Raw genomic sequence first — 24,665 nt, forward strand, 5'->3', positions numbered from 1 at the left:
AATAAATTATGGTTCGGGATGATATGCGATCGAACTAAATTTGTTATACGACTTTACGAACAAGAGTTTCACCGTGCCGCGTGCTCCGGAACGATTCTTTTCGATAATGACTTCGACTTCACCCACATCATTATCTTGTTCATCTTGCGGCGCGCCGCCATCATCGTCATCCCCGTCTTCATCGCGATAATAATCGTCACGGTATAAAAAGGCCACAATATCAGCATCTTGTTCGATCGAACCTGATTCACGGATATCAGATAGTACTGGCCGCTTATCTTGACGCTGCTCAACACCACGAGAAAGCTGCGACAATGCGACGACCGGACAACCTAATTCCTTGGCGAGCTTCTTTAACCCTCGAGAAATTGCGGAAACTTCTTGTTGGCGGTTTTCTTGGCCAGAGCCTTCGATCAGTTGTAAATAATCGATGATGACCAGCCCTAGATCTTGCTCTTGTTGCAGCTTCAAACACTGCGAGCGGATCTGTGCCATCCGCACTCCTGGCGTATCATCGATATAAATATTCGCTTTGCTCAAACTCCCCATGGCAACCATCAAATTCTGCCATTCTTCTTCGTTGAGCTGCCCGGTGCGCAAATGGTTGGCGTCGATGCTGCCTTCTGAACACAACATCCGGTTCACCAGCTGTTCAGCGCCCATTTCCAAACTGAACATTGCGACCGTTTTATCGGTTTTGGTCCCTACGTTTTGAGCGATGTTCAAAACAAAAGCCGTTTTCCCCACCGCAGGCCGCGCGGCTAAGATCACCAACTCCCCTTCGTGCAAGCCGGTGGTGATCTTATCTAAGTCCTTGAAGCCCGTTGGCAGCCCCGTGATCTCTTGATCATTTTGATAGAGTTTATCGATTTCTTCTAACGCCTGGTTCAAGACGTCTCTGATCGGACGAAACCCAGAGCGCTTAGTGGTGTCGGCGACTTGTAAGATCTCGTCAGAAGCCGTCTCCAACAACGCCGGTACGTCAGTTTGATCATCATACCCGCGCGCAGCAATATTTTCAGCCGTATCGATCAGCCGCCGCAACTGGGCTTTTTCCGCCACGATTTTGGCATAGTAAACCATGTTCGCCGCAGATGGCACTGCGTCGGCAAGTTCGATGACATAGCCGACACCGCCAATATCTTCGAGTTGATTGTGGCTTTGAAGATAGTCTTGAACGGTGACGACATCGATGCTGACTTCTTCTTCTTGCAAAGCCGTCATCGCACCATAAACTAAGCGATTGGCACGCATATAAAAGTCGTCTGCGGCAACGTACTCAGCCGCATCGACGAACTTCTTTGGATTCAAAAAAATACCGCCTAAAACGGCTTGTTCAGCTTCTTTGCTAAACGGCGGGGTCCGCCGAATCTGCTGATTATCCATGCTTTTGTGCTCCTTAATTCAACCGGTCGACATTCTTATCCAGTGTACTTTACGAATCCAAACTTGGCAAACTGACGCTTCGCCGAAATACAAAAGCGGCTTCGCATCGCCAGTTACACCGGTCATGATACGAAGCCACTTGTATGAAGGTTGGATAAAAAGATTTTTAAGGCGGTTTGAGATCAGCCTTGTGCCGTGATGTGCACGCGAATCGTCGCATCAACGCCTGGATATAAGCTGATCTTCACATTGCGATAGCCTAATGCCTTGATTGGCTCTGGCAAGTCGATCTTGCGCTTATCAACTTTGATCTGATATTGCTTTTCCAATGCTTGAGCGATTTGCTTGCTAGGGATCGACCCAAAAAGGCGAGAATCTTCGCCAGCTTTAGACTGGATCTGCACGACCGTTTGATCGTCTTCCAGCTGCGCTTTGACCGCCACTGCTGCGGCTTTGGCTTCGGCTTCTTTCTTTTCTTCAAGGCGTTGTTGCCCGCGCAAAGCACTCATGGCTTGTGCAGTCGCCGCTTTGGCCTTGCCGTTTTTGATCAAAAAGTTCTGAGCATAGCCGTCTGGAACGTCTTTGACCTCGCCGCGCTTGCCCTTACCGCGTACATCTTGTGTAAAGATAACTTTCATGATGGGTCCTTCTTTCTACTCGGAATCTTCTGTCGCGTCGATCGTTTTCAACAACATGTCTTTGGCCTCGGCAACGGTATGTCCTTGAATCTGTGTTGCAGCATTGCTGAGATGCCCGCCGCCGCCAAGCTCTTCCATGATGACTTGGACATTGATGTCGCCTAGCGATCGCGCAGAGATGCCGATACGCCCGTCGGGACGCCGCGTGATCACAAAACTCGCATCGATATCACTCAGCGATAATAATGTATCTGCCGCTTGTGCTGCGATCACGGGATCGTACGGGGTATCGTCTTCACCAGTACATAATGCCATATTCTCACTGATCATTTCAACGCTGTCGATCAGATGATTCTTTTGAATATAACTGGCGACGCTTTCTTTCAATAAGTTCTGGGCTAACAAACCATCAGCTCCAACCGAACGTAAGTAGCTGGCCGCATCGAAAGTCCGCGTCCCGGTACGTAATGAAAACGACTTGGTATCAACCGTGATCCCAGCCAACATCGCCGTCGCTTCCAGCTTATTGATCGAGCCGTTATTAGTTGGCTGATATTCAAACATCTCGGTGATCAACTCACAAGTCGAACTGGCATAAGGTTCGATATATACCAACATCGGGTTTTCTGGAAATTCTTCGCCACGCCGATGGTGATCGATGATCACGGTACGTGCGGCTAAGCGGTCGTATAATGCCGGCGCCGACGTGATCGACGGTTTCGAATGATCGACCATGACCAACAAGCTTTGGTCCGTTACTTGCGATAACGCCGCTTCTGGCGTCACGATCGAATTGGCGATTTCCGGATCTTGACCGACCCGACTCATCAATCGCTCCACATCAGAGTGCAAATGGTCTGGATCGACCACCACATAACAGTCTTTACCATTCATCTGCGCGATCCGGCGAATCCCTAACGCTGCCCCGATGGCATCCATATCTGGGCGCGAATGCCCGACCACAAATACTTTATCGGTTTGCTTGAATAACTCTTGCAAGGCTTGGGCGATCATCCGGGCACGGACGCGCGTGCGTTTGGCCATCGGATTGGTTTTACCGCCGTAAAAGCGTGCCTGTTCCCCTTTAGCCCGCACGACGACTTGATCGCCGCCGCGACCTAGCGCCAAGTCAAGATTAGATTGCGACGTGATCGCCAGTTGCGCCAAATTGGCATCCCCGTAAGCGATCCCCACGGATAACGTCAGCGGATAATTTTGTTTGGACGTTTCTTCTCGAATCGTATCCAAGATCTTAAACCGATCCGCCTCAACCACCTGCAACGCTTGCACATAAGCGACTAACAAGAAGCGATCATTGGCGATCCGGCGCACATACATCCCGTATTCATTCGCCCAATTGGTCAATTGATTGGTCACATAAGAATTCAGGTTAGTCACAGTTTGGTCATCAAGCGTTTGCGTGATCTCATCATAGTTGTCCAAGAATATTTGGCCGATCACGACACGTTCATTTTCTGCTTGGGCTTCGATCTTGGCATAGCGGGTAATGTCCATTAAGTAAGCGACACCGATGCTCTTTTGGATGATCATCTCAAATTGATGATCACCCCAAGTGATCGTTTGCGATTCGTTAGAATCTTGATTGGACGACACCAACTTCGCCAAATCGGCATCGATCGCACTCAGCGGTTGTCCTAACAGTTCAGCATCACCAAAATATTGCTGTAAATACGGATTCGCCCATTCAACGGTCAGGTCTTTATCATACAACAAGATCCCCACTGGCATCTTGATCAAGGCTTCTTGCTCACCACGCTTGATGCGATAAGCGAGATTGGAAATGTACTTGTTGGTATTTTTGGTAATTGCTTCTAGACCGTAGAAAATCGCGGCGACTAAACCGATCAAAAAAAGCAACATTAAGCCCGCCAGCCATGGGCGGATGAAACTGGCAACGATTATGTCGATAACGGCCAGTATCACCATAACACCGGCAACATACCGCAAGCGGTAGTCTTCCAAGAATGCCGGCAACTGGATCTTGGCTAGTAGTTTCTTCATCGTATACATTCGCTCGCTTTCGCATTGCGGAATCAGATTAACAAATTCTTAAGCTATTTTAGCATACTTCCCTCATCATCGCCGATTTCACAAAAATTTGCATCCGTCTGCTGGCAACGCCAGCAAAAAAAGCCTTGAGGCCATGATTCACAAATGAATCACGGCCTCAAGGCCTCATGTGACAGGCTAAAATCGCTTGCCGGCGCAGTCTTCAAGCGGTTCAGCTGCTGCTTACTTTGGCTGGATCAAGCCCATGTCATGCATGGTTTCAGCGATTTGCATACTGTTCCAAGCGGCGCCTTTCAACAAGTTGTCAGACACATTCCACATATGGAAGAACCCGGAATTTTCTTCATCAGGCCGGATCCGGCCGACAAAGACATCGCGCTTACCTTCAGCATTGGCTGGCTGTGGATAAACTTGATGCGCTGGGTCATCTTGGACAACGACCCCAGGGGCTTGGGCCAACACCGCGCGGATCGCATCGGCATCCGCATTGGCATCTGCAACTTCAAAATACACTTCTTCACCATGCGCGATCGGCACTGGGACCCGGACACAAGTGGCAGTGACCTTTAATTCGGGATCATCCATGTCGCCCATCATGATCTTCTTGGTTTCGTGGATCATCTTCCACTCTTCGTGGGAATAACCGTCGTCTTCAAACACATCGATTTGCGGCAAGGCATTAAACGCCATTTGGTAATGCTTTTTGTCCCCGCCAGTCGGTAAGATCTCAGGCGTTACCTTCGTCACGTCACCATCAAGATAAGCTTGTGCTTCTGCAAATAATTCATTCAACGCGCGCTGCCCGGCACCGGAAACGGCTTGATAAGTCGAAACCATCACCCGCTTCAAGCCAAATGCCTTGCGGATCGGCTCTAATGCCGTCACCATTTGGATCGTCGAGCAGTTAGGGTTGGCAATGATGCCATGATGCTGCCGTAATGCTTCTGGGTTAACTTCAGGAACGACTAATGGGATTTCGGGATCCATCCGAAATGCACTGGTATTGTCAACAACGATCGCTCCTGCTTTGACCGCACTAGGGGCAAACCGCTTGGAAACGGCTCCACCAGCAGAAAACAGCGCAATATCGACACCCGCAAATGAATCATCTGTGGTTTCTTCTACGGTCAATTCTTGATCACCGCACTTAACGGTTTTGCCGGCGGAGCGCTTGGAAGCCAAGGCCTTGACAGATGCGATCGGTAAAGGACTTTGGGCCACCATTGCTAACATCCGCGTGCCAACTGCACCAGTGGCCCCGACAACTGCTACGTGATATCCATTCATGCTTGATTTCCTCCTGAAAAAATGTGTTATACCGCGGCAACAATATCGCGATAAGGTAATTGTTCGACAAAATTGGTATACTGCGTGGTTTCGCCAGTTGGGGTACTGCTGGCCCCAGAGAATGTCCCTGCTTTTAAGCTGGCTTCTGGAATGCTGATCTGGTCTGTGACCGTCGCATTGCCGATCAATTCGATCCAATAGCGACCATCATCTTGATGGACGATCGTATTGACCATGCCGCCTGGGTTATACACCGTTAAGGGCACTGCTAAACTGGCCGCTTCCGGATGCGCCAAGACTAACGCCAAGCTTGTTGCCGACATTCCTGTGCCACACGCGTTGGTAAAACCAACCCCGCGTTCATAGGTGCGGGCAAAAATGGTATTGGGCCCTTCAATGGCAGCAAAGGTCACATTCACCCCTTCTGGGAAATATGGGTTCTGCGCGTTTAAACGCTCGCCTAATGCCCTTAGCGTATCGCTTTTAAGTTCACTTTCATCAACAAAGGCGATCAAGTGCGGATTAGGCACGGCCACCGCAGTAAATCGCAGTGTCGGATGCAATTGCGGCAATACCGTATCAATGATCTGTTCATGTCCCAATTGCGCAAAAGGCAAGTCTGCGGCCGCAAAGCTGACGGGTGAGATCTCTACGCCAAACGCAGGCACCCCTTCAGCAAATGCCGGCGCTTCGTGCACTTGCAAGCGCGCTTGCGCCGTTTGCACCGCAAAGCTTTTAGCCCCGGTTTTTTCGCTGAGATAACGGCTAACCGTCCGCAGCCCATTGCCGCACATCTTGGCAATAGAGCCATCTGCATTGATGACCGTCATCCGCCCGGCTGCAGCCGGATCGGCTGAAACCACTAACATGCCATCTGCGCCGCCTAACAGCCCGGTGTGCCGATCCGTGATGCGCTGGGTCAGGCGGGTCAGCGTCGCCAGTGGTAATGGCGCCGTCAGTGCCGTTTGATCAAGCAAGAAAAAATTGTTGTCCGATCCATGGACCTTGAATAATTCAGCCATACTATCCCTCCAATTGTTGATTGACTGGAATGAAGAATGCGTTATAGATCGCCCGCACAGCCGCATTGGCTTGTGTTTTGGACGTTCCCAACATTAACGAGATCTGGCTGGCGCCTTCGTTGATCATCGTCACATGCACATCAGCTGCCACTAATGGCTGCAAGACGCGTTGGATCAAACCGATGCGTTTGGCCATCCCTTCGCCAACGACCATGGTGATCGCATAATCATCGATCCATTGCAAGACATCTGGTTGCATCTTTTCTTGGATCTCTTGGCACAAGGTCGTTCGTAGTTCAGGCGTCAGCTGCCGGTTGTCGATAATGACCGTCAGATCGTCGATCCCACTGGGCATGTGTTCATAATTGATCCCATGATCGTAAAAAATCTGCAATAAGCGCAAAGTGAAGCCAACTTCTTTGTTCAGCAAGTAGCGGTGGAGATAAATGGCACTAAAATGATCAGAACTCACGATCCCGGTAACCGCGTGTTGAGGGGTGAAGCCGGTTTCTGGCACGATCATGGTCCCAGGATGATCCGGCTCATTGGTGTTTTTCAAATTGATCGGGATCTGCCCAGCAATGGCAGGTAAGATCGCTTCATCATGGAAAACCCCAAACCCGCCATACGAGAGTTCCCGCATTTCACGGTAGGTCATTTTTTCGATCGCCGCAGGATGGCGGACAACGCGCGGATCAGCGGCGAAGACCCCATCGACATCGGTAAAGTTTTCATACAAATCAGCGCCAAAGCCGCGCGCCAAGATCGCTCCAGTAATGTCGCTGCCGCCGCGAGAAAAGGTTGCGATCGCCCCATGATCGGTATACCCGTAAAAGCCAGGAACAACCAAGATCCCTGCTGGCCGTTGATAGGCATTGAGATGGGCATACGTGGCTGCTAACACTTCTGCATCATTGGGATCATCTGTCACCGTCAAGCCGATCAGCTTAGGTTCCCCATAAGTCGCCACACTGCCGCAAGCATTGAGCACCGCCGTTAGGAGATAGCCATTGAGTTTTTCGCCATGTGCTTTAAACGCCGCCATTTGGTGCGCTGAGTCGTTAAACGCTTCATGTTGAAGCTGGACGATTTCAGCTTCGATATGCGACATCACGGTGTCTGCTAATTCAAAATGTGTGGCGATCTCTTGATACCGCGCCACGATCGCAGCGATCGTGGCCGCAGGATCGATCCGGTTTTGCACCTGAGTCGCATAGGTGATCAATAAGTCGGTCACCTTTGTATCACCGTGGTCACGCTTGCCCGGCGCGCTGGTGACAACCACCTGACGCTCAGCATTGGCTTGCATGATCGCCACCACTTTTTCAAATTGATTGCCATCGGCCAAACTTGAACCGCCGAACTTGACTACACGCACGAGAATCGCCCCTTCATGAGTAAATGATGTGAGTTTTGTTATTTTGAGATGAAGTCTAGCACATATTATCGCTCAGGCAAAGCATGATTATCATGAATTTACTCGGATTTTCGCGGCATTATTAGTACGAAAAGAATTCACAAATAAAATTTGACGTACGTTCGTTTTTATTATAAACTCATGACAAATGAGATAGAGGTTGCGACCAACAAGAGTAACCCAGATGAGCAGTCCACGCTGTGTTGAGTCTGAGTGAAAGGGGCGGTCGCCGAAACGCTGACGCGGTGGAACGTCAGTTGTTGGGGTAAGTGCGAATAGCGCCTACACTGTCGCCGCAAATAGCGGCGGGGCGCTATCCAGACGATTCGACCCAAAATGGGACCCTTTTGTTTGGTAGCTGCCAAACAAAAGGGCCTTATTTTTTTATCACACTCAAAGGGAGTTAAGCTTATGTCTATTCAAACTAATGCAGCTGGTCACTTGACCATCGGCGGCGTCGATGCCTTGACGCTGGCGCAAGATTATCAAACGCCGCTTTACGTCTATGATGTTGAAGCGATCCGCAATCAGATCCGGGCCTTTAAGGCTGTTTTTGAAGCTCAAGCCGTGCCTTACGCGGTCAGCTATGCCAGCAAAGCATTCGCCACGATCGCAATGTATCAAGTGGCTGCACAAGAAGGCTGCCATGTCGATGTCGTTTCTGGCGGGGAGCTTTACACCGCTCAACAAGCTGATTTTCCTATGGCAGACGTTTCATTTCACGGCAACAATAAAAGCCGTGAAGAATTACAAACAGCCTTAAACGCCGGTGTCGGCACGATCATCGTGGATAACTTCTACGAGTTGCAATTACTCGGCGAACTGCTCGCCGCCACACCTGATCGTCATCAAGCGATCCTCTTGCGGGTCACCCCAGGGATCTCTGCACATACCCACGCTTACATCTCAACTGGTCAAGTCGACAGCAAGTTTGGCTTTGATGTTGATTCTGGCCAAGCACTGACCGCAGCACGCCAAGCCCTTAGCAATCCACAGCTTGACTTGCTGGGGATCCACGCCCACATTGGCAGCCAGATCTTTTCTGTCGCCGGATTTGAAGGGGTCACCACGAAGCTGTTGGCGATCTTGACGCAATGGCACGATGAGCTCGGCTTCGTCCCGCAAGTGTTGAATGTCGGCGGCGGCTTTGGGATCCGCTACACGAAAGAAGATACGCCGCTGCCAGCGGCTGACTTTGTTGAAGCGATCGTGACGACGCTCAAACAAGCCAAACTGCCATTTGCCTTGCCGGCGGTATGGATCGAACCTGGCCGCTCGATCGTCGGCCCTGCCGGCTATCAGCTTTACAGCGTCGGCAGCCGCAAAGATGTCCCTGGGCTGCGCCCCTTTGTCGCAGTAGACGGCGGGATGGGCGACAACATCCGCCCAGCGCTATATCAAGCCGAATACGAAGCCGTCAAGGCCGCTGAACCCACCGCTGCCGCGACAGAAGATGTCCGTTTAGTCGGCAAGTATTGCGAGTCTGGCGATATTTTGATCGATCACGCCCACTTGCCAAAAACCCAGCCTGGCGATATCGTCGCAGTGTTAGCGACCGGGGCTTATGGGTATTCAATGGCCTCCAACTACAACCGCAACCCGCGGCCAGCAGTGGTTTTTGTCGAAAATGGTCAAGCCAAACTCGTGGTTGCCCGCGAAACATACGCCGACTTGACCCAAAATGATCGTCCCTATATTTAATAAGGAAAGAAAGGAACTCACCATGCCAGAATTCACGACTCAAGATGTCATCAACACCATCGCCAACTCCAAGAAAACGACTCCGGTCAAAGTTTATCTCAAAGGCACCCTCAGCCAGTTGCAGTTCCCCGACACCGTCCATACCTTCTTACAAGCCACAGTCGGTACCGTCATCGGCGACTGGGCAGAGATCCAGCCGGTGCTTTCTGCCCACCAAGATGCCATCAACGATTCTTTCGTTGAAACCATCGGCCGCAATACCGGCGTGGCCTTACTGGATATTCGCCAAACTAACGCCCGGATCGAACCTGGCGCGGTGATCCGCGACCAAGTCGCCATTGGCGAAAATGCGGTGATCATGATGGGGGCAGTGATCAACATCGGCGCAGAAATCGGTGCCGATTCCATGATCGATATGGGCGCGGTGCTTGGCGGCCGAGCAAAAGTCGGCAAGCATTGCCATATCGGCGCCAATACGGTTTTAGCTGGGGTGATCGAACCAGCCAGTGCAGAACCTGTCCGCGTTGGTGACGGCGTCTTGATCGGCGCGAATGCAACCGTACTTGAAGGCGTCCAAATCGGCGCCGGTGCCGTCGTGGCAGCCGGGGCAGTGGTCGTTGAAGACGTGCCGGAAAATGCCGTGGTCGCCGGAGTCCCTGCCAAGGTGATCAAACTCGCCAATGACCAGACCCGTTCCAAGACGGCTTTGGTCGATGCTTTAAGGAAGCTGTAACCATGTTTAATCAAGCCGATTTGATCAAGATCCGCCGCCACCTCCACCAGATCCCTGAGCTGGCATTACATGAAACGCAAACGCATGCCTACTTGCAGCAAGTCGTCCAAAGCTTGCCGCAAACTTGGCTGACCATCAAGCAGCCAGCCGTGCTGCCTACTGCATTGCTCGTTAAGGTGCATGGCACCGCTGCAAAACGCGTGATCGGCTACCGGGCAGACATCGATGCCTTGCCGGTCACTGAAGCCACTGGCTTGCCTTTTAGTTCGACTCATCCCGGCGTCGCCCATGCATGCGGCCATGACATGCATATGACCGTTGCGTTAGGCGTCTTGAGTTATTTTGCCGAACACCAGCCGCAAGATGATCTGCTGTTTTTCTTCCAGCCTGCTGAAGAAGCAGAATATGGCGGCAAGCGCGCTTATGATGCTGGGGTGTTTACCGGCGATTGGCATGTCGATGAATTTTACGGCCTCCATGATCGCCCGGATCTGCCTGCTGGCGCGATCGGGTGCACCAATGGCACCTTGTTTGCCGGCACCACAGAGATCAACATTGATTTCATCGGCCAAGGCGGCCACGCTGCTTTCCCGCAAAATGCTAACGATGCCGTGGTCGCTGCCGCGTATTTTGTCACTCAAGTCCAAAGCATCATTTCTCGGAATGTGGCGCCAACAGATAGCGCCGTGATCACCTTAGGCAAGCTTCAAGCCGGAACGATCCGCAATGTGATCGCCGATCACGCGCGGATCGAAGGCACCTTACGCGGCTTCACCCAAGACGCGATCAGTTTCTTGCAACAACGCATTCGTACCGTTGCTCAAGGTGTGGCCACCAGCTGCGGCTGCCAAGTCGAAGTTGCGTTAAATCAAGGCGGTTATTACCCCGTTGAAAACGACCCCGCCTTGACCGCAGCGTTTATCGCGTATATGCAAGCTCAACCAGACGTTAACTTCATTGAAACCCCTGGGGTAATGACTGGTGAAGACTTCGGCTACTTATTAAATAAGATCCCTGGTACCATGTTCTGGTTAGGCGTCAACGATGACCACGAATTGCACTCCGCGCAGCTCAGCCCTGACGAAGCGGCATTAAGCCGCGGCGTTAAGGCGATCACCGGGTTTTTAGCCCACCGGATGCAGGCTTAATTTAAGAAAGAAGGCACTGCTTATGTTAGATGCAGAATTGATCACGGCGATCATCACGCCGTTTGATGCCAATGATGAAATTGATTATGCGGTGTTGGCCAATTTGACCGAGCACCTCTTACAAGCCGGCAGTGACGGGTTCGTCATCGGTGGCACCACTGGTGAAGGTCCTACCTTGTCGCAGGAAGAAAAGCTGACTTTGTTCACGCGCTTTGCTGACATCGTGCACGGCCGCGCCGTTGTGATCGCTAACGTTGGGAGCAATAATACCCGCCAAAGCGCTGCTTTAGCTGAACAAGTGAGTGCCATTGCTGGCGTTGACGGCTTGCTAGTGGTTGTGCCTTACTACAACAAGCCTGATCAATCCGGGATGATCGCCCACTTTACCGCCGTGGCCAACGCCGCCACCAAGCCGGTAGTGATCTATAATATTCCTGGCCGTACCGGTGTTGACATGCAAGTGGCGACGGTCGCAACTTTGGCCAAGCACCAAAACATCGTCGGCATCAAGCAATGCGGTGATTTGAATACCTTTGCCGCCATTGTTGATCAAACTCCGGCAGATTTCCATGTATGGACCGGCGAAGATGCCCAGTTCATCCAAGTGCAAACTTTAGGCGGCGCTGGGGTCATTTCCGTTGCCAGTCACTTATACGCCGACGAAATGGCGCATGCCCTGGCGGCGTTACGGGTTGGCGACTTAGCCACTACCGCACGTTTACAGCGGGCGCTATTGCCGAAGATGGCAGCATTGTTTGCTTGGCCTTCCCCAGCCCCGACCAAAGCGGCATTAAACGCCACTGGGTTTGCCGTTGGTGCACCGCGCCTGCCGTTGCTGCCACTGACGGATGAACAACAACAAACACTGATGTACCGGCTTCAATTGAAGACTGGCGCAGCCTTGTGATTTTAGGAGGATTTTCATGATCAATGTAATCGTCGCTGGTTTTCCTGGTGCCATGGGGCAAAAAGTCGTCAAGATGCTTGCCCAACATGACGATTTTAAGCTCACTGCAATTTTCAACCCACTGGTCACTGACACTGATCCGGCAAGCTACCAGCTCGCTTCAGATGTGCAGATCTTGACCGATTACGCTCAGATCCACCCAGGGCTCGCCGATGTTTGGGTCGACTTCACCACCCCAAAAGCAGTCGCTTCAAACATCACCGCCGCCTTGAACGCAGGGATCCATCCTGTGGTGGGGACTAGCGGCATGGCTGCCGACGATCAACAGCGCCTAGCCGCGTTAGCAAAAGCCAAGCACATTGGCGGGTTGATCGCGCCTAATTTTGGGATCTCTGCCGTCTTATTGATGCAATTTGCCGCGCAAGCCGCAAAATACTTCCCAGACGCGGAAGTGATCGAAATGCATCATGAAGATAAGTTAGACGCGCCTTCTGGTACTGCCAAAGCGACTGCTGAAATGATCGCCAAAGCGCGTGTCGCCCAACCGCAACCGACAACCGACGATCCGGCCCATGGTGAAAAAATTGCCGGGGTCCCAGTCCATGCCGTGCGCTTGCCTGGTTACGTGGCGCATGAACAAGTCTTGTTCGGTGCGCCTGGTGAAGCCTTGACCATTCGCCAAGACTCTTTTGATCGGGAAAGCTTCATGTCTGGCGTGGCCGTCGCGATCGCCAAAGTCCAAACCCTAGACACGCTAGTCATTGGCCTTGAGCATCTCTTATAATGGGTCCGGCGCCAGCAAAAAACGCCTTGAGCAACGATTCATTTTGAATCGACGCTCAAGGCGTTTTTGTGATGGCTCAAATCAACGGTTGACGCCGCCGGCACTGTGCATGGTCGCGCGAATGTCCGCATCCGAGATCAAATTCAAGTCGCCGCTGATGGTCAGTTTCAACGCACTGGCGGTGTCCGCGTAGTCGATCAAATCTTGCGGGTCAAATTCATGGATCAACCCGTGGACAAGTCCGGCACCAAACGCATCCCCAGAAGCAACGCCTTCATAGACGTGCATCTGATACACTGGGCCTTGATACGTTTGGCCGTTTTGCCAAAGTAACGCCGTGCACTGATGATCTTCCACCGAGTGAATGTTGCGCACGACGCTGGCGATCGTGTGGATATTCGGGTACTTTTGGGCGACTTTAGCCATCGCGGCTTTAAAGCTGTCGAGTTGATCGATCCCGGTGCGCATATCTCCATCAAAAGCCGGGATCCCTAAGCTGGCTTCAAAATCTTCATCATTAGCCAAGAAAACGTTGACGTAAGGCATGAGCTGGCTCATCACCTGTTGCGCTTTGGCTGGCGACCACATCTTGCCGCGGTAGTTGGCATCGACGACCACCGTGATGTGGTGCGCCTGGCAATATTTAACGGCATCAAGCATGGCTTGCGCGAGTTCATCTGATAACGCTGGGGTGATCCCAGAGAAGTAGAAATAATCTACCCCGGCAAACAAACTGTCCCAATCAAATTCTGCTGCTTGCGCCAAGGCAAAAGAACTGCCGGCACGGTCATAAACCACATTGGTGCTGCGAATAGAGGCCCCTTTTTCAAAGAAGTAGATCCCTAAGCGCGGGCCGCCCCATAATAGCTTCGTCGTATCAACGGCATATTGGCGCAGCGTGCCTGCGGCCATTTGCCCTAATGCGTTATTCGGTAACTTCGTCAAGTATTGTGCGTCATCGCCAAGCAACGCCAAGGAGACGGCGACATTGGCTTCAGAGCCACCATAATTGGCTTCGAAGGTGTTGGCTTGCAGGATGCGTTGATGGTCTTGCGGCTTCAGCCGCAGCATCATTTCCCCTACTGTCAAAACTTTTGTCATGGAGAATACCCCTTTTCATCTACGCCAGTAAGCGTTGTTATATTCAAGTACATTCTAACATATTTTGGGGTAAACGGTTTCCTCTTTTGAAAAAAAGTGTATAATGAAACTGTAAAAGTCTGTCATCACATCTTAAAGGAGTATCCACATGCAAAAAGTAGAAAACTTGTTGCGGTTGCAAAAAGCTGGCGTTGTCGCCGTTGTTCGTGACGACAATCCAGAAGGCGCTTTGAAACAAAGCGACGCTGTCATTGCCGGTGGCGTGACCGCTATCGAATTAACCTTCACTGTGCCGCAAGCCGACAAGGTGATCGCTGAATTGACGAAGAAATACGCTGATGACCAGTCAGTGATCATTGGTGCTGGGACAGTGCTTGACCCTGTAACGGCGCGCTTGGCGATCATGGCAGGCGCAGAATTCATCGTTAGCCCATCCTTTAACAAAGAAGTCGCCACGATCTGTAACTTATACGCGATCCCGTATACCCCAGGTTGCATGACGCCAACCGAGATCCAACGCGCTTTGGAAACCGGTTGCGATTTGATCAAGCTGTTCCCTGGCTCCGCAATGCACCCAGGGATGGTCAAGGCCGTCAAGGCCCCATTCCCACAATTATCGATCATGCCAACCGGCGGTGTTGCGCTGGATAACATGGCAGAATGGTTTGCCGCTGGCGTTTCCTTAGTCGGCGCCGGCTCTAACTTGACCGCAAAAGCCAAGACTGGCGACTATGCTGGGGTCACCGAAACTGCTAAGGCTTATAAAGCCGAACTTGATCGCATTCGCGGTTAATCAAGTTTGACGCATGCGTTACCTGCCAACCCTTCTGGTGGCGGGTAACGCTTTTTTTGATGCGGTCAGAATGTGGCGGCTGTCAGCGCGCTTGCCAGTCTCGGCGCCATGCGATTAGGGAAATTGTTTTCCAGAAATTTCACGAAAGCGCTTGATTTATCGGATGTGCAGGACTATATTAGAAACGTGATTTACTTGAAAGAAATAAAGTTTCTTTTTGAGAAATCAACTGCTGTTTACGCATTCAACAAATAAAGGAGAGACTCACATTGGTATTGAATCAATCTGCAGAAGAAATTAAGGCAAACGAAGCCGCTTTGGACCAGTTCAACATGGACTTCTTCAGCCTTAAAGGCAAAGTTGCGATCATCACTGGCGGGAACACTGGCTTAGGCCAAGGTTACGCAGTCGCATTGGCAGAAGCCGGCGCGGATATTTTCATCCCGACTTTTGGTCAAGACGAATGGGACAACACGCGTGAAATGATCGAAAAGCGCGGTCGCAAAGTCGAATTCATGGACGTCGACCTCACCCAAGCAGGGATCGCTGATAAAGTCATCGCCAAGGCCCTTGAATTATTTGGCCACATCGACATCTTGATCAACAACGCTGGGATGATCAAGCGCAACCCGATCCTTGAATCCAAAGATTCCGACTGGGACAAGGTGATCAACATCAACTTGAACGCCGTTTATCACATGTCCATGGCCGCTTCTAAGGAATTTGCTAAGCAAAAGTCTGGCAAGATCATCAACATCGGTTCCATGCTTTCCTTCCAAGGTGGCAAGTTCATTCCTTCTTACACCGCTTCTAAGCATGGCGTTGCCGGTTTGACCAAGTCCTTCGCTTCTGAAATGGGTGCTTATGGCGTCCAAGTCAATGCGATCGCACCTGGTTACATCAAGACTGCCAACACCGCACCGATCCGTGCTGACAAGCAGCGCAACGACGAGATTTTAGGCCGGATCCCTGCAGGCCACTGGGCAGAACCTTCCGAATTAATGGGCGTTGCGGTCTTCTTGGCTTCCAAGGCGGCTGATTATGTCAATGGTCACATCTTGGCTGTTGATGGCGGCTACTTAGTTCGTTAAACCTAACCATCCTTTCTTACGTCGAATCATCTGCAAATTTGAGCGTTTGCGAGCTCCTGGAATTCGTCCGGGAGCTTTTTTATTGCTCACGATCACCCCTCGGTGTATGATAGATGGTATAATTTCTATATCGTAAACGCAGGAGAAAGAAAAATGATTGACGAAAAGCTTTATGGTACGGCTTTGATCAAGGGGAAGGCCATTTTAGACTTCATCCTCGCTTGTGATCATGCCCCAACTTTGGCTGAGATCACCGCTGGCACCGCCGCATCCAAACCAACGACCTTAAAGTTACTAACGACCTTGTCCGCCTTGCAACTGGTTCGGCGCGAAGAAGTGGGTAAACGCTACTACCTCGGCACCCAAATGCTGAGTTATGGTGAAAAGGCCGCCGATTCATTCGACATCACGGCATTAGCCCGGCCATATCTGCAACAGTTGCGAGACGAAACCGGCGAAACGGTCAACCTAGGCGTCGTCAGTGACGGCCATATCGTGTTGATCGAAAAGCTCGAAACGCCGAATAGTATCAAGTTGCGGTCGGTGATCGGCGGGACGATGCATATGTATTCATCGGCAATGGGCAAGGCGATCTTAGCCGAGTATCAAGCGCCTTTGTTGAGCCAATATTTTGCCCATCATGAGCTGAAACATGTCACCGCGCACACCTTGACCACGCAAGCGGCTTTGCGCGCGGATCTAAAAACCGTGGCCCAAACTGGCGTTGGCATCGATGATGAAGAAACCGAACCGGGCGTCTTTTGTATTGGTGCAGCATTGAAACGCAATGCGCACATTATGGGGGCTTTTTCTGTGAGCTCACCCAAGTATCGCCTCACCCCTGAGCGCTGCGATGAATTTGTGCAGGCGATCTTGCACACGCAACAAGCCATCGAAAGTAAATTCTAACCACCGGTTGAGCGTTTAGACCATCACAAAAACGTCCGCAGACTGCGATCCATTCTTGGAATCGTCGTCTGCGGACGTTTTTATCTGGCCATGACTTAGTCAACGAGCTGATCGACTGAGCTGGCATTTGCTTGCATGAAGGCTGCCAAGGCCGCTGGTGTGGGATAGCCATCGTTATCGCCTGGGTGTTGCACCGCGATCGCCCCCACGGCGTTGGCCCGCTGTACAGCTTCTACCAGTGGCAAGTCGTCAAGGATGCCGGTCAACAAACCTAAAGCGAAGCCGTCACCAGCGCCAACCGTATCGACCACATGGTCAACATGAAAACCTGGAACCATAGTGGTTTGCCCGGCTTTAGTTTTGACCAATGCGCCTGCTGGGCCTAGTTTGACCACAACTGCTTGGCAATTTTTTCCTTGCGTCAGGTAAAAATCAGCGATTGCTTCCGGGTCACGCGTTTTGGCTAACTGTTCGCCTTCACCGATCCCTGGTAAAACGATCGTCGCTTCGCGAGCCAGCGCATTTAATGTGGTCACCATTGTCTCGTGATCCGGCCATAAGCTGGGCCGGATATTGGGATCAAACGTAAATGGGATGTGGTGGGCTTGCAGCATTAATATCAACTGCTGCACAGTGGCTAATGCCTGGTAGGAAATCGCCGGATATATCCCGGTCAAATGTGCCCAGCGCACCCCAGTCAAATCAACTTGCCGCAAACTCGTCGGCGTCATGTGTGCTGCGGCCGAGCCAGCGCGAAAATAAGCCGTCGCCGGGTCGCCATGGCTGACTTTATTCTTGAACTGCAACCCGGTCCAATGCGCCGGTGATTGCGTTAAATAATCGATCCCGACATGGTTGGCCTGCAGCTGCTCGCGAATAAAATCCCCAAACGCATCTTGGCCCACCTGCGACAAATATTGCACACTATGGCCCAATCTGGCTGTCCCGACTGCGACATTGACCTCTGCGCCTGCTAAATACTTTTGAAAATGCGTCGCGGTCGTAAGACTCTCATCTAGGTCTGTGGCAGCAAATAAGGTGATCGGCTCACCGATCGTTAGTAGTTCACTCATCGTATTAACCCGCCTTTCGCCGTAAGCGATTACATCTGTTTCAACGCCGACATCTCGACTCTACGGCAAGCCGAGAAGCGGTTGAAACATGAGAGAAATGATCGTTCGTACACGGATTGGGGAAATCGGTTTCCCCAATAACTTAACTATAAGGCGGCGACCCCATAAAGTCAACCGCCTTGCACTGTTCTATAACGATTCACGGATATGCACTTCCGCAGGGACTTCAGTACGCCCAACGAAAACTTCTTTGCCTGCGATCAATTGTTCCAGCCGCAGCGCGACTTCGCGACCGATCTTCTCCGGGTTTTGATTGACAACGGCCAGTGGCGGGTTCGCCAATTCCCCCCAATTCCAATCATCATACCCGCACAATCCCACTTGCTTTGGCACCGCGATCTGTTGTTGCTGCAGCCAGCGCAATGCCGCCATCAATAAGATCCCATTCGTGGCAAAAATCACTGACTTCATGCTTTGCGCAGCATCCAAAGCGGCCCGCAACCCAGACACATCATCTGCATCCTCAACTTCTAATAAGTTGATCGGGATATTGGCGCCGCGGCATACCGCGGCAAATGCGCGGTAACGCTCATACCGTACCGTCGCTTGATCCACCGGATGCGACAAGACGATGACATTTTGATACCCTTTTTCCAAGGCTGCTTGCGCCAACAATTTACCAGAAGCCGTGTCATTGGACGTCACGCAAGGAAACAACAGCGGCCGCAACAAGCGGTCGACTAACACGACAGGGACCCCAGCGTCCTTTAAAAATTGATAGCCGCTGGCATCTGGACGTGCCGGTTGCAAAATGATCCCGTCGACATTTTGCGACAGCAGGTTTTTGATCGCCACCGTTTCTTGTTGCGGATCTTCACCGCCATCAGCGATCAAAATCTGATCTTGCCGTGTGCGGGTGACACCAGAAATCCCCTTGATCAAAAAAGTCGAATAAACGTTAGACACATCCCCGACGACCACCCCGATTTGGTGAGAACGTTTGGATTTTAAAGCACTCGCATTATAATTTGGGACGTAGCCTAAGTCTGCGATCACCGCTTTGATCTTGCGGCGGGTCGCTAAAGACATCCGCTCAAAGCGACCATTCAAGTAGCGCGAAACTGTCGCCTTGGAAACGCCGGCGGCTTTTGCCACGTCATTGATTGTGTATTTTGCCATCTATGCTCCTCATTTCGCCATGTTGTTAATGTTATTGTACACTTAATGACCGCATTCTTGAAACCGGTATCCCAATTGCATCCCGCAAGCGCTTCCGGTACAGTGAAAACAGAAAGGAATGATTCGATGACTTATGGGTATATCAAACAATTACGGGCACTCGTTGGACACACCCCACTGATCCTCAACTGCACCGCTGGCATTTTAGTGAATGAACGCAAGGAAGTGTTATTGAATCTCCGCACCGACACCCGTAACTGGAGTTTACCCGGCGGCTATCTTGAATATGGCGAAACTTACGCCGACTGTTTAACGCGCGAATATAAAGAAGACAGCGGCTTAGACGTGAAAATCGTCCGCGAGCTGCACTTGTTTGATCGCGGCGAAACGCGCTACCCCAATGGTGATGTGGCGCAAACGATCGCCATGCTGTATTTGGTGCAGCCTGTCGGCGGGGCCCTATTGACCACCGCAACGGAGGAAACTTTGGCACTGAAATATTGGCCTTTTAACGCACTGCCGCCTTTATTGAATCAACAAAATGCCGATATGCTGGCTTTTGCTGCTGCCCATATTTAAGGATAAGGTTAGTCTGCCCTTAATCAATGGCGCTTAATAGCGGTGGAAATAAACTTAGCTGACACGAAACCCGTATCTGGGATTCGTGTTTTTTTATTGTATAAGCCTATATAAAGGTACGAATATAGGGAATAAAAGATTAGGTAGTGCTAATTTCCACTTTACTTATGGAAAAATTCGGGTACACTAAAAGTGTCATTTGAAAGGAGTGTGTTGACATTGAAAAACCAACAAAATGACCCTAAACGGCATAAACTGATCGAGTATGCCAATGGCCCGTCGCTGGAAGAGATCAACGGTACCGTTGAGGTGCCAAAAGACAAAGGGTTTTGGCGCACCTTATTGGCTTATTCGGGACCTGGCGCATTAGTCGCCGTCGGGTATATGGATCCTGGCAATTGGTCGACCAGCATCACTGGGGGCCAAAATTTCCAATACTTACTGATGTCTGTCATCTTGGTTTCCAGTTTAATCGCCATGCTATTGCAGTACATGGCGGCTAAACTGGGAATTGTCACCCAAATGGACCTCGCCCAAGCGATTCGCGCCCGGACGAGCAAGGCATTAGGCATCATTTTATGGATCATGACCGAATTTGCCATCATGGCGACGGATATCGCGGAAGTCATCGGCGCGGCTATTGCGTTATATCTGCTATTCAATATTCCCCTGGTCATCGCCGTTTTCATTACCGTTTTTGACGTCTTGCTCTTATTGCTGTTAACAAAAATCGGGTTCCGCAAGATCGAAGCGATCGTCGTTTGCCTGATCTTAGTGATCTTGCTGGTTTTCGTCTACCAAGTGGCGTTATCTGACCCAGACTGGGGCGGCGTGATCAAGGGCTTGATTCCTTCAGCCGCAACCATTGCCAGTCACCCGAGTGTCGCTGGGATGAACCCGCTTTCCGGAGCGCTAGGGATCATTGGCGCGACGGTGATGCCGCACAATTTGTATCTGCACTCGGCAATTTCACAAACACGCAAGATCGATCACAGCGATGATGATGCCGTGGCCCAAGCGGTGCGCTTTTCTGCTTGGGATTCTAACATCCAATTATCCTTAGCCTTCATCGTGAACTCGCTGCTTTTGATCATGGGAGTTGCCGTCTTCAAATCTGGCGCCGTGAAGGATCCTTCCTTCTTCGGCTTGTATGAGGCCCTCTCGAACACTTCAATGTTGTCTAATAGTGTGTTGATCGCTGTCGCTAAGTCTGGGGTACTTTCTGTCTTGTTTGCCGTCGCCTTGTTGGCCAGCGGGCAAAATTCGACCATCACTGGTACTTTGACTGGTCAAGTGATCATGGAAGGTTTCGTGCACATGCGCATGCCGTTATGGGCCCGGCGCTTGGTCACCCGGTTGATCTCGGTCATTCCGGTGTTGATCTGTGTGGCGTCAACTTCCCGCTTAAGCGTGATCGATCAACATACCGCTTTGAATAATTTAATGAATAATTCGCAGGTCTTCTTGGCCTTCGCCTTACCGTTTTCCATGTTGCCATTGTTATTGATGACCGATTCCAAAGCCGAAATGAGTGACCGCTTCAAAAATGTGCTCTGGGTCAAGATTTGCGGCTGGATCTCGGTGATCGGGTTGACTTATCTTAACTTGATCGGGCTGCCCGATTCTTTTGCCGGCTTCTTAGGTGATCATGCCTCTGCGGCGGAAATCAACATGGCGCATCTCGCCGCTTATGTCGCGATCGTGTTAGTCCTCGCCTTGCTGGCATGGTGTACGGTAGACTTATATCATGGGGATAAGCGCCTAGCACAGGCGCAAAAAGCCAGCGGTGCCACGCACGCAATGCCAACTTATGCAGGAGGACAAGACTGATGACGAGCAAAGATTACCAAAAGATATTAGTAGGGGTAGACGATTCAGCAGATGCGTTAGCGGCTTTTCGGTATGCGATCCATCGTGCCAAAGCTGACCATGCCGCATTGATCATCACCAGCATCCTGGAATCTGATGATTACTCCGTTTACCAAGCGTTGAACAAAGATTATGTCCATGGTGAACGCGCGGAGTTAGAACGCCATATTCAAGAATATCGCCACTTAGCCGAAAAAGCTGGGATCCAAGACGTGCGCGCTGTGATCGCAGAAGGCGACCCTGGTGAAACCATTGTTAAAACCCTGATCCCGAAATACCAACCGGATTTGTTGATCATCGGTGCTGAAGCCAAAAAAGGCCTCAAAAGACATTTTGGCAGCCAAGCGGCCTATATGGCCAAGTACGCCCCGATCTCTGTATTAGTCGTGCGCGAATAAGTGCGCTTTGCACGCAATCGAGCCAAAAACAGGCTTCAAGCACAATGGATCGTGCTTGAAGCCTGTTTTGATGTGAGTTCGATCAACTATTGACCAAACCTAATCGTCATCGTCGTCATCGTCTTCTTCAACTAAGCCTTCCCAAGCGGTCTTGCCTAAAAGCGCCTGCAATTGTCGAATGTTGCGATTGTTTGCGCCGCGCAGTTTCGTCAAGTAAGCCGCCATGGCTGGGCGTTCTTCTCGTTGTGCCAACTTGATCGCCCGATCGATGAACAGATTGGCAAAAGTCAGATCATGCGCCGTCGTATCGATCATCGTGTCTGCAGATTCATATTTCAATCGCGGTTCTTCTTCGATCTTCGTATACCGGGTATATTCATCGACTGTACTTGGCGGCAGTTGATTTTCGTCTAATAACACCGCACCCAACTCATCGATCTGCGCGCGATTTTGGGCGATCAGCGCTTGATAAAGGTGCTGCAACGCTAAAGTTTGTGGTCCTTTAACAAACCAGAGAATTTGATGATATTTGACATCCAGATACCACATATTCGCCACGATATGTCCGGTCATGGCCCCAGCGGTGGGCTTGTGATGGTCGAGATCGGCTTGCTTTACTTCTGCTTGATATTGCGCTTCAATCGTTTCATTCATTGGTTTTCCCCCTATAGATCCTTCACTTTGACTTTTTGGACTTCGTAGCCAAGTTTGGTGACGACGTCTGCTAATTGTTCTGCTGAGTTTTGACTGTCATCAAAATCTGCTTTCACTTTAGCAGCATTGAAGAGGACTTTAACATTTGCGACCCCTGGTTGCTGCTTAACTGCAGATTCGATTTTAGTCAAGCACGACGGGCAGGTCAGTGCATCTAGTTGTAAGGTAACTTTCTTCGTCATGATGATTCCTTCTTTCTCTTGTTTACAAATACAGTTTACGGCGGGCAGCCGCAATAGAACTTGACCTAAATCAAGTTTTTGACAAAAGGCTGATTTATTTTTTGCTGCGACGGCGGTCGATTTGACAAACCTAGCAGCAAAAGCCAAACTAAATGCAATCACAATCCAAAGGAGCGGCCTATGAACCCAGCTTTGAATCAAATTGCCATCAGTGGGATCCGGCGTTTCAATGACGCCGTCAACGGGATCCCTGACATGGTTCGCTTGACCCTTGGCGAACCTGACTTCAATACCCCTGAACATATCAAGTTAGCCGCGATCGAAGCGATCCAAGCTGATTTTTCCCATTACACTGCCAACGCCGGCGATCCCGAGTTGCGCGCTGCTGTAGCGGCCACTTGGCAAAGCAAATATAACCTAACTTATGATCCGGCTGACGAGATCTTGGTGACTGTCGGCGCAACTGAAGCGATCGCCATTGCGTTGCAAGGACTATGCGCTCCTGGAGATGCTGTTTTGGTCCCGGCTCCTGTTTATCCAGGCTATATTCCCTTGTTGACCCTGCATCAAGTGACTCCGATCATCATTGACACTCGTGCTAACGACTTCAGTTTGACGCCTGCAATGATCGACCAAGCGATCGCTGCCCACCCTGAAGCACACATCACCGGGATCATTTTGAACTATCCCAATAATCCTACCGGCATTACCTATCGTGAAGAGGCGTTGCGCCTTTTGGCCAGCGCTTGTGCCCGTCATGACCTGTTTATCTTAGCGGATGAGATCTATGCGGAATTAACTTATGGCCAAGCACACGTATCGATCGCGCGCTTCGCTCGTGATCGCACGGTGATCATTTCCGGATTATCCAAATCCCACGCCATGACCGGCTGGCGCATCGGCTTCTTATTAGCTCCTGCACCGATCACACAAGCCTTGAAGAAGATCCATCAATACACCGTCACTGCAGCCACGACCATCGCCCAGCGGGCTGGGATCGAAGCGCTGGTGAACGGGGCAGATGATGGTGCGAAGATGCGCGTGATCTACCAACAACGCCGAGATTTCCTCCTGAAGGCCCTCGCGGAGATCGGCTTTAGCGCCATTGCGCCTGAAGGGGCGTTTTATCTCTTTGCCAAACTGCCTGCACGCTTTGCCGCTGATAGTGCTGCATTTTGTACCGACTTGGCACATGCTGATCATTTAGCACTCATTCCCGGCTCCGCCTTTGGCCAAGCAGGCGAAGGCTATGTCCGCTTGAGCTATGCGGCCAGCGACGCACAATTACACGCTGCCATCACGCGACTGCGCCATTACGTTGCTACCCATTAACCGTCTAGGCCTGGATAACTTGCAGCGATCAAAAACAGCATATATATATATTATATTATTAATGGAAAAGTCTGGTTCCATTTTCATCGGCATTCCTATCCCCACAGGTTTGTAAAAACTTTGTAAAAGTAAGCAAAGTGGTTTACATCTGTGGGAAAAGATGGTATCTTGATCGAACGATCATGTGGCTGGGTATGGTGGTGCGCACTCCATAAGTTTTCCCAGACATCGACAGTGGGGCAGCCAGCCGGGGCAACCTGGGCCTCACACACGCTAAGGGGTACATCCCGAAGATGGCCTGGAAAGACTCGGGCAAGGGCGAGACACTGGCGTACCACCCTCAAAGCAGGATCAAACCTGCTAAGAGGTCCGCAACGGCCAAGCCCTGAGC

The 24,665-nt window shown here is 51.0% G+C and carries 23 protein-coding genes and 1 riboswitch; of the genes, 12 read left to right on the plus strand and 11 right to left on the minus strand.

The window, feature by feature from the left end; all coding sequences use genetic code 11:
• Positions 1–6 precede the first annotated feature (6 nt).
• The 6 genes from dnaB to EKM91_RS01110 all read right to left on the minus strand — a co-directional run bounded on the left by dnaB (position 7) and on the right by EKM91_RS01110 (position 7,742).
• Complete coding sequence (dnaB, locus tag EKM91_RS01085; RefSeq protein WP_125748403.1) at positions 7–1,386, minus strand: replicative DNA helicase; 1,380 nt, start codon at positions 1,384–1,386, stop codon at positions 7–9.
• A 182-nt stretch (positions 1,387–1,568) separates the two neighbouring features.
• Positions 1,569–2,024, minus strand: coding sequence for a 50S ribosomal protein L9 (gene rplI, locus EKM91_RS01090; protein ID WP_125748406.1), 456 nt, complete (start codon positions 2,022–2,024; stop codon positions 1,569–1,571).
• A 15-nt stretch (positions 2,025–2,039) separates the two neighbouring features.
• Complete coding sequence (locus tag EKM91_RS01095) at positions 2,040–4,046, minus strand: DHH family phosphoesterase (protein WP_125748410.1); 2,007 nt, start codon at positions 4,044–4,046, stop codon at positions 2,040–2,042.
• Between the two features lie 231 nt (positions 4,047–4,277).
• Complete coding sequence (locus tag EKM91_RS01100) at positions 4,278–5,342, minus strand: aspartate-semialdehyde dehydrogenase (protein ID WP_125748413.1); 1,065 nt, start codon at positions 5,340–5,342, stop codon at positions 4,278–4,280.
• Positions 5,343–5,368: 26 nt separating this feature from the next.
• Entirely contained in the window at positions 5,369–6,364 is a 996-nt protein-coding gene (gene dapF / locus EKM91_RS01105) for a diaminopimelate epimerase (protein ID WP_125748416.1), read from the minus strand.
• A 1-nt stretch (position 6,365) separates the two neighbouring features.
• Positions 6,366–7,742, minus strand: coding sequence for an aspartate kinase (locus EKM91_RS01110; protein WP_125748419.1), 1,377 nt, complete (start codon positions 7,740–7,742; stop codon positions 6,366–6,368).
• A gap of 185 nt (positions 7,743–7,927) precedes the next feature.
• Positions 7,928–8,105: riboswitch (Lysine riboswitch) on the plus strand.
• Between the two features lie 87 nt (positions 8,106–8,192).
• Between EKM91_RS01110 and lysA the strand changes: the two genes are divergently transcribed.
• From lysA to dapB, 5 genes are read left to right on the plus strand one after another with little or no spacing between them, the layout of a single operon-like run.
• Positions 8,193–9,482: a diaminopimelate decarboxylase gene (gene lysA / locus EKM91_RS01115; protein ID WP_125748422.1), complete on the plus strand. Its 1,290-nt coding sequence runs from the start codon at positions 8,193–8,195 to the stop codon at positions 9,480–9,482.
• Between the two features lie 22 nt (positions 9,483–9,504).
• Positions 9,505–10,215, plus strand: coding sequence for a 2,3,4,5-tetrahydropyridine-2,6-dicarboxylate N-acetyltransferase (gene dapD / locus EKM91_RS01120; protein ID WP_125748425.1), 711 nt, complete (start codon positions 9,505–9,507; stop codon positions 10,213–10,215).
• Between the two features lie 2 nt (positions 10,216–10,217).
• Positions 10,218–11,363, plus strand: coding sequence for an N-acetyldiaminopimelate deacetylase (locus EKM91_RS01125; RefSeq protein WP_125748428.1), 1,146 nt, complete (start codon positions 10,218–10,220; stop codon positions 11,361–11,363).
• Positions 11,364–11,385: 22 nt separating this feature from the next.
• Positions 11,386–12,270 carry a 4-hydroxy-tetrahydrodipicolinate synthase gene (dapA, locus tag EKM91_RS01130; protein ID WP_125748431.1) on the plus strand — a complete coding sequence of 295 codons (885 nt, stop codon included), beginning with the start codon at positions 11,386–11,388 and terminating at the stop codon, positions 12,268–12,270.
• 16 nt (positions 12,271–12,286) lie between these two features.
• A complete protein-coding gene (dapB, locus tag EKM91_RS01135; RefSeq protein ID WP_125748435.1) occupies positions 12,287–13,054 on the plus strand; it encodes a 4-hydroxy-tetrahydrodipicolinate reductase in 768 nt (255 codons plus the stop codon).
• Between the two features lie 81 nt (positions 13,055–13,135).
• On the opposite strand, the gene EKM91_RS01140 is transcribed toward dapB, so the two are convergent.
• Positions 13,136–14,155, minus strand: coding sequence for a sugar kinase (locus EKM91_RS01140; RefSeq protein WP_125748438.1), 1,020 nt, complete (start codon positions 14,153–14,155; stop codon positions 13,136–13,138).
• A 148-nt stretch (positions 14,156–14,303) separates the two neighbouring features.
• On the opposite strand from EKM91_RS01140, the gene EKM91_RS01145 reads away from it, so the two are divergent.
• From EKM91_RS01145 to EKM91_RS01155, 3 genes are all read left to right on the plus strand, one after another.
• Positions 14,304–14,948, plus strand: a complete 645-nt coding sequence (locus EKM91_RS01145; RefSeq protein WP_125748441.1) for a bifunctional 4-hydroxy-2-oxoglutarate aldolase/2-dehydro-3-deoxy-phosphogluconate aldolase — start codon at positions 14,304–14,306, stop codon at positions 14,946–14,948.
• Between the two features lie 275 nt (positions 14,949–15,223).
• Positions 15,224–16,039: a 2-dehydro-3-deoxy-D-gluconate 5-dehydrogenase KduD gene (gene kduD, locus EKM91_RS01150; RefSeq protein WP_379896413.1), complete on the plus strand. Its 816-nt coding sequence runs from the start codon at positions 15,224–15,226 to the stop codon at positions 16,037–16,039.
• A gap of 153 nt (positions 16,040–16,192) precedes the next feature.
• Positions 16,193–16,948, plus strand: coding sequence for an IclR family transcriptional regulator (locus EKM91_RS01155; RefSeq protein WP_125748444.1), 756 nt, complete (start codon positions 16,193–16,195; stop codon positions 16,946–16,948).
• Positions 16,949–17,043: 95 nt separating this feature from the next.
• On the opposite strand, the gene EKM91_RS01160 is transcribed toward EKM91_RS01155, so the two are convergent.
• Positions 17,044–18,021 carry a sugar kinase gene (locus EKM91_RS01160; RefSeq protein WP_125748447.1) on the minus strand — a complete coding sequence of 326 codons (978 nt, stop codon included), beginning with the start codon at positions 18,019–18,021 and terminating at the stop codon, positions 17,044–17,046.
• A gap of 189 nt (positions 18,022–18,210) precedes the next feature.
• Entirely contained in the window at positions 18,211–19,200 is a 990-nt protein-coding gene (locus tag EKM91_RS01165) for a LacI family DNA-binding transcriptional regulator (RefSeq protein ID WP_125748450.1), read from the minus strand.
• Between the two features lie 126 nt (positions 19,201–19,326).
• On the opposite strand from EKM91_RS01165, the gene EKM91_RS01170 reads away from it, so the two are divergent.
• The 3 genes from EKM91_RS01170 (at position 19,327) to EKM91_RS01180 (ending at position 22,046) form a co-directional block, all read left to right on the plus strand.
• On the plus strand, positions 19,327–19,779 hold the full coding sequence (locus EKM91_RS01170; protein ID WP_125748453.1) for an NUDIX hydrolase: 453 nt from the start codon (positions 19,327–19,329) through the stop codon (positions 19,777–19,779).
• A 219-nt stretch (positions 19,780–19,998) separates the two neighbouring features.
• Positions 19,999–21,609, plus strand: coding sequence for an Nramp family divalent metal transporter (locus EKM91_RS01175; protein WP_125748456.1), 1,611 nt, complete (start codon positions 19,999–20,001; stop codon positions 21,607–21,609).
• Positions 21,609–22,046: a universal stress protein gene (locus EKM91_RS01180; protein WP_125748459.1), complete on the plus strand. Its 438-nt coding sequence runs from the start codon at positions 21,609–21,611 to the stop codon at positions 22,044–22,046. Before EKM91_RS01175 ends, EKM91_RS01180 begins: the two co-directional genes overlap by 1 nt.
• Positions 22,047–22,145: 99 nt before the next feature.
• Here the strand turns inward: EKM91_RS01180 and EKM91_RS01185 are convergent, their stop codons facing one another.
• Both EKM91_RS01185 and EKM91_RS01190 read right to left on the minus strand, forming a co-directional pair.
• The gene (locus EKM91_RS01185) at positions 22,146–22,700 is read right to left on the minus strand and encodes a ferritin-like domain-containing protein (RefSeq protein WP_125748462.1); all 555 of its coding nucleotides are present in this window, start codon (positions 22,698–22,700) and stop codon (positions 22,146–22,148) included.
• Positions 22,701–22,711: 11 nt separating this feature from the next.
• Positions 22,712–22,942, minus strand: coding sequence for a heavy-metal-associated domain-containing protein (locus tag EKM91_RS01190; protein ID WP_125748466.1), 231 nt, complete (start codon positions 22,940–22,942; stop codon positions 22,712–22,714).
• A 180-nt stretch (positions 22,943–23,122) separates the two neighbouring features.
• Between EKM91_RS01190 and EKM91_RS01195 the strand changes: the two genes are divergently transcribed.
• The gene (locus EKM91_RS01195) at positions 23,123–24,274 is read left to right on the plus strand and encodes an aminotransferase class I/II-fold pyridoxal phosphate-dependent enzyme (protein ID WP_125748469.1); all 1,152 of its coding nucleotides are present in this window, start codon (positions 23,123–23,125) and stop codon (positions 24,272–24,274) included.
• Positions 24,275–24,665 lie beyond the last annotated feature (391 nt).

Origin of the sequence: Lacticaseibacillus baoqingensis, from assembly GCF_003946165.1 — a bacterium.
Classification (GTDB): domain Bacteria; phylum Bacillota; class Bacilli; order Lactobacillales; family Lactobacillaceae; genus Lacticaseibacillus; species Lacticaseibacillus baoqingensis.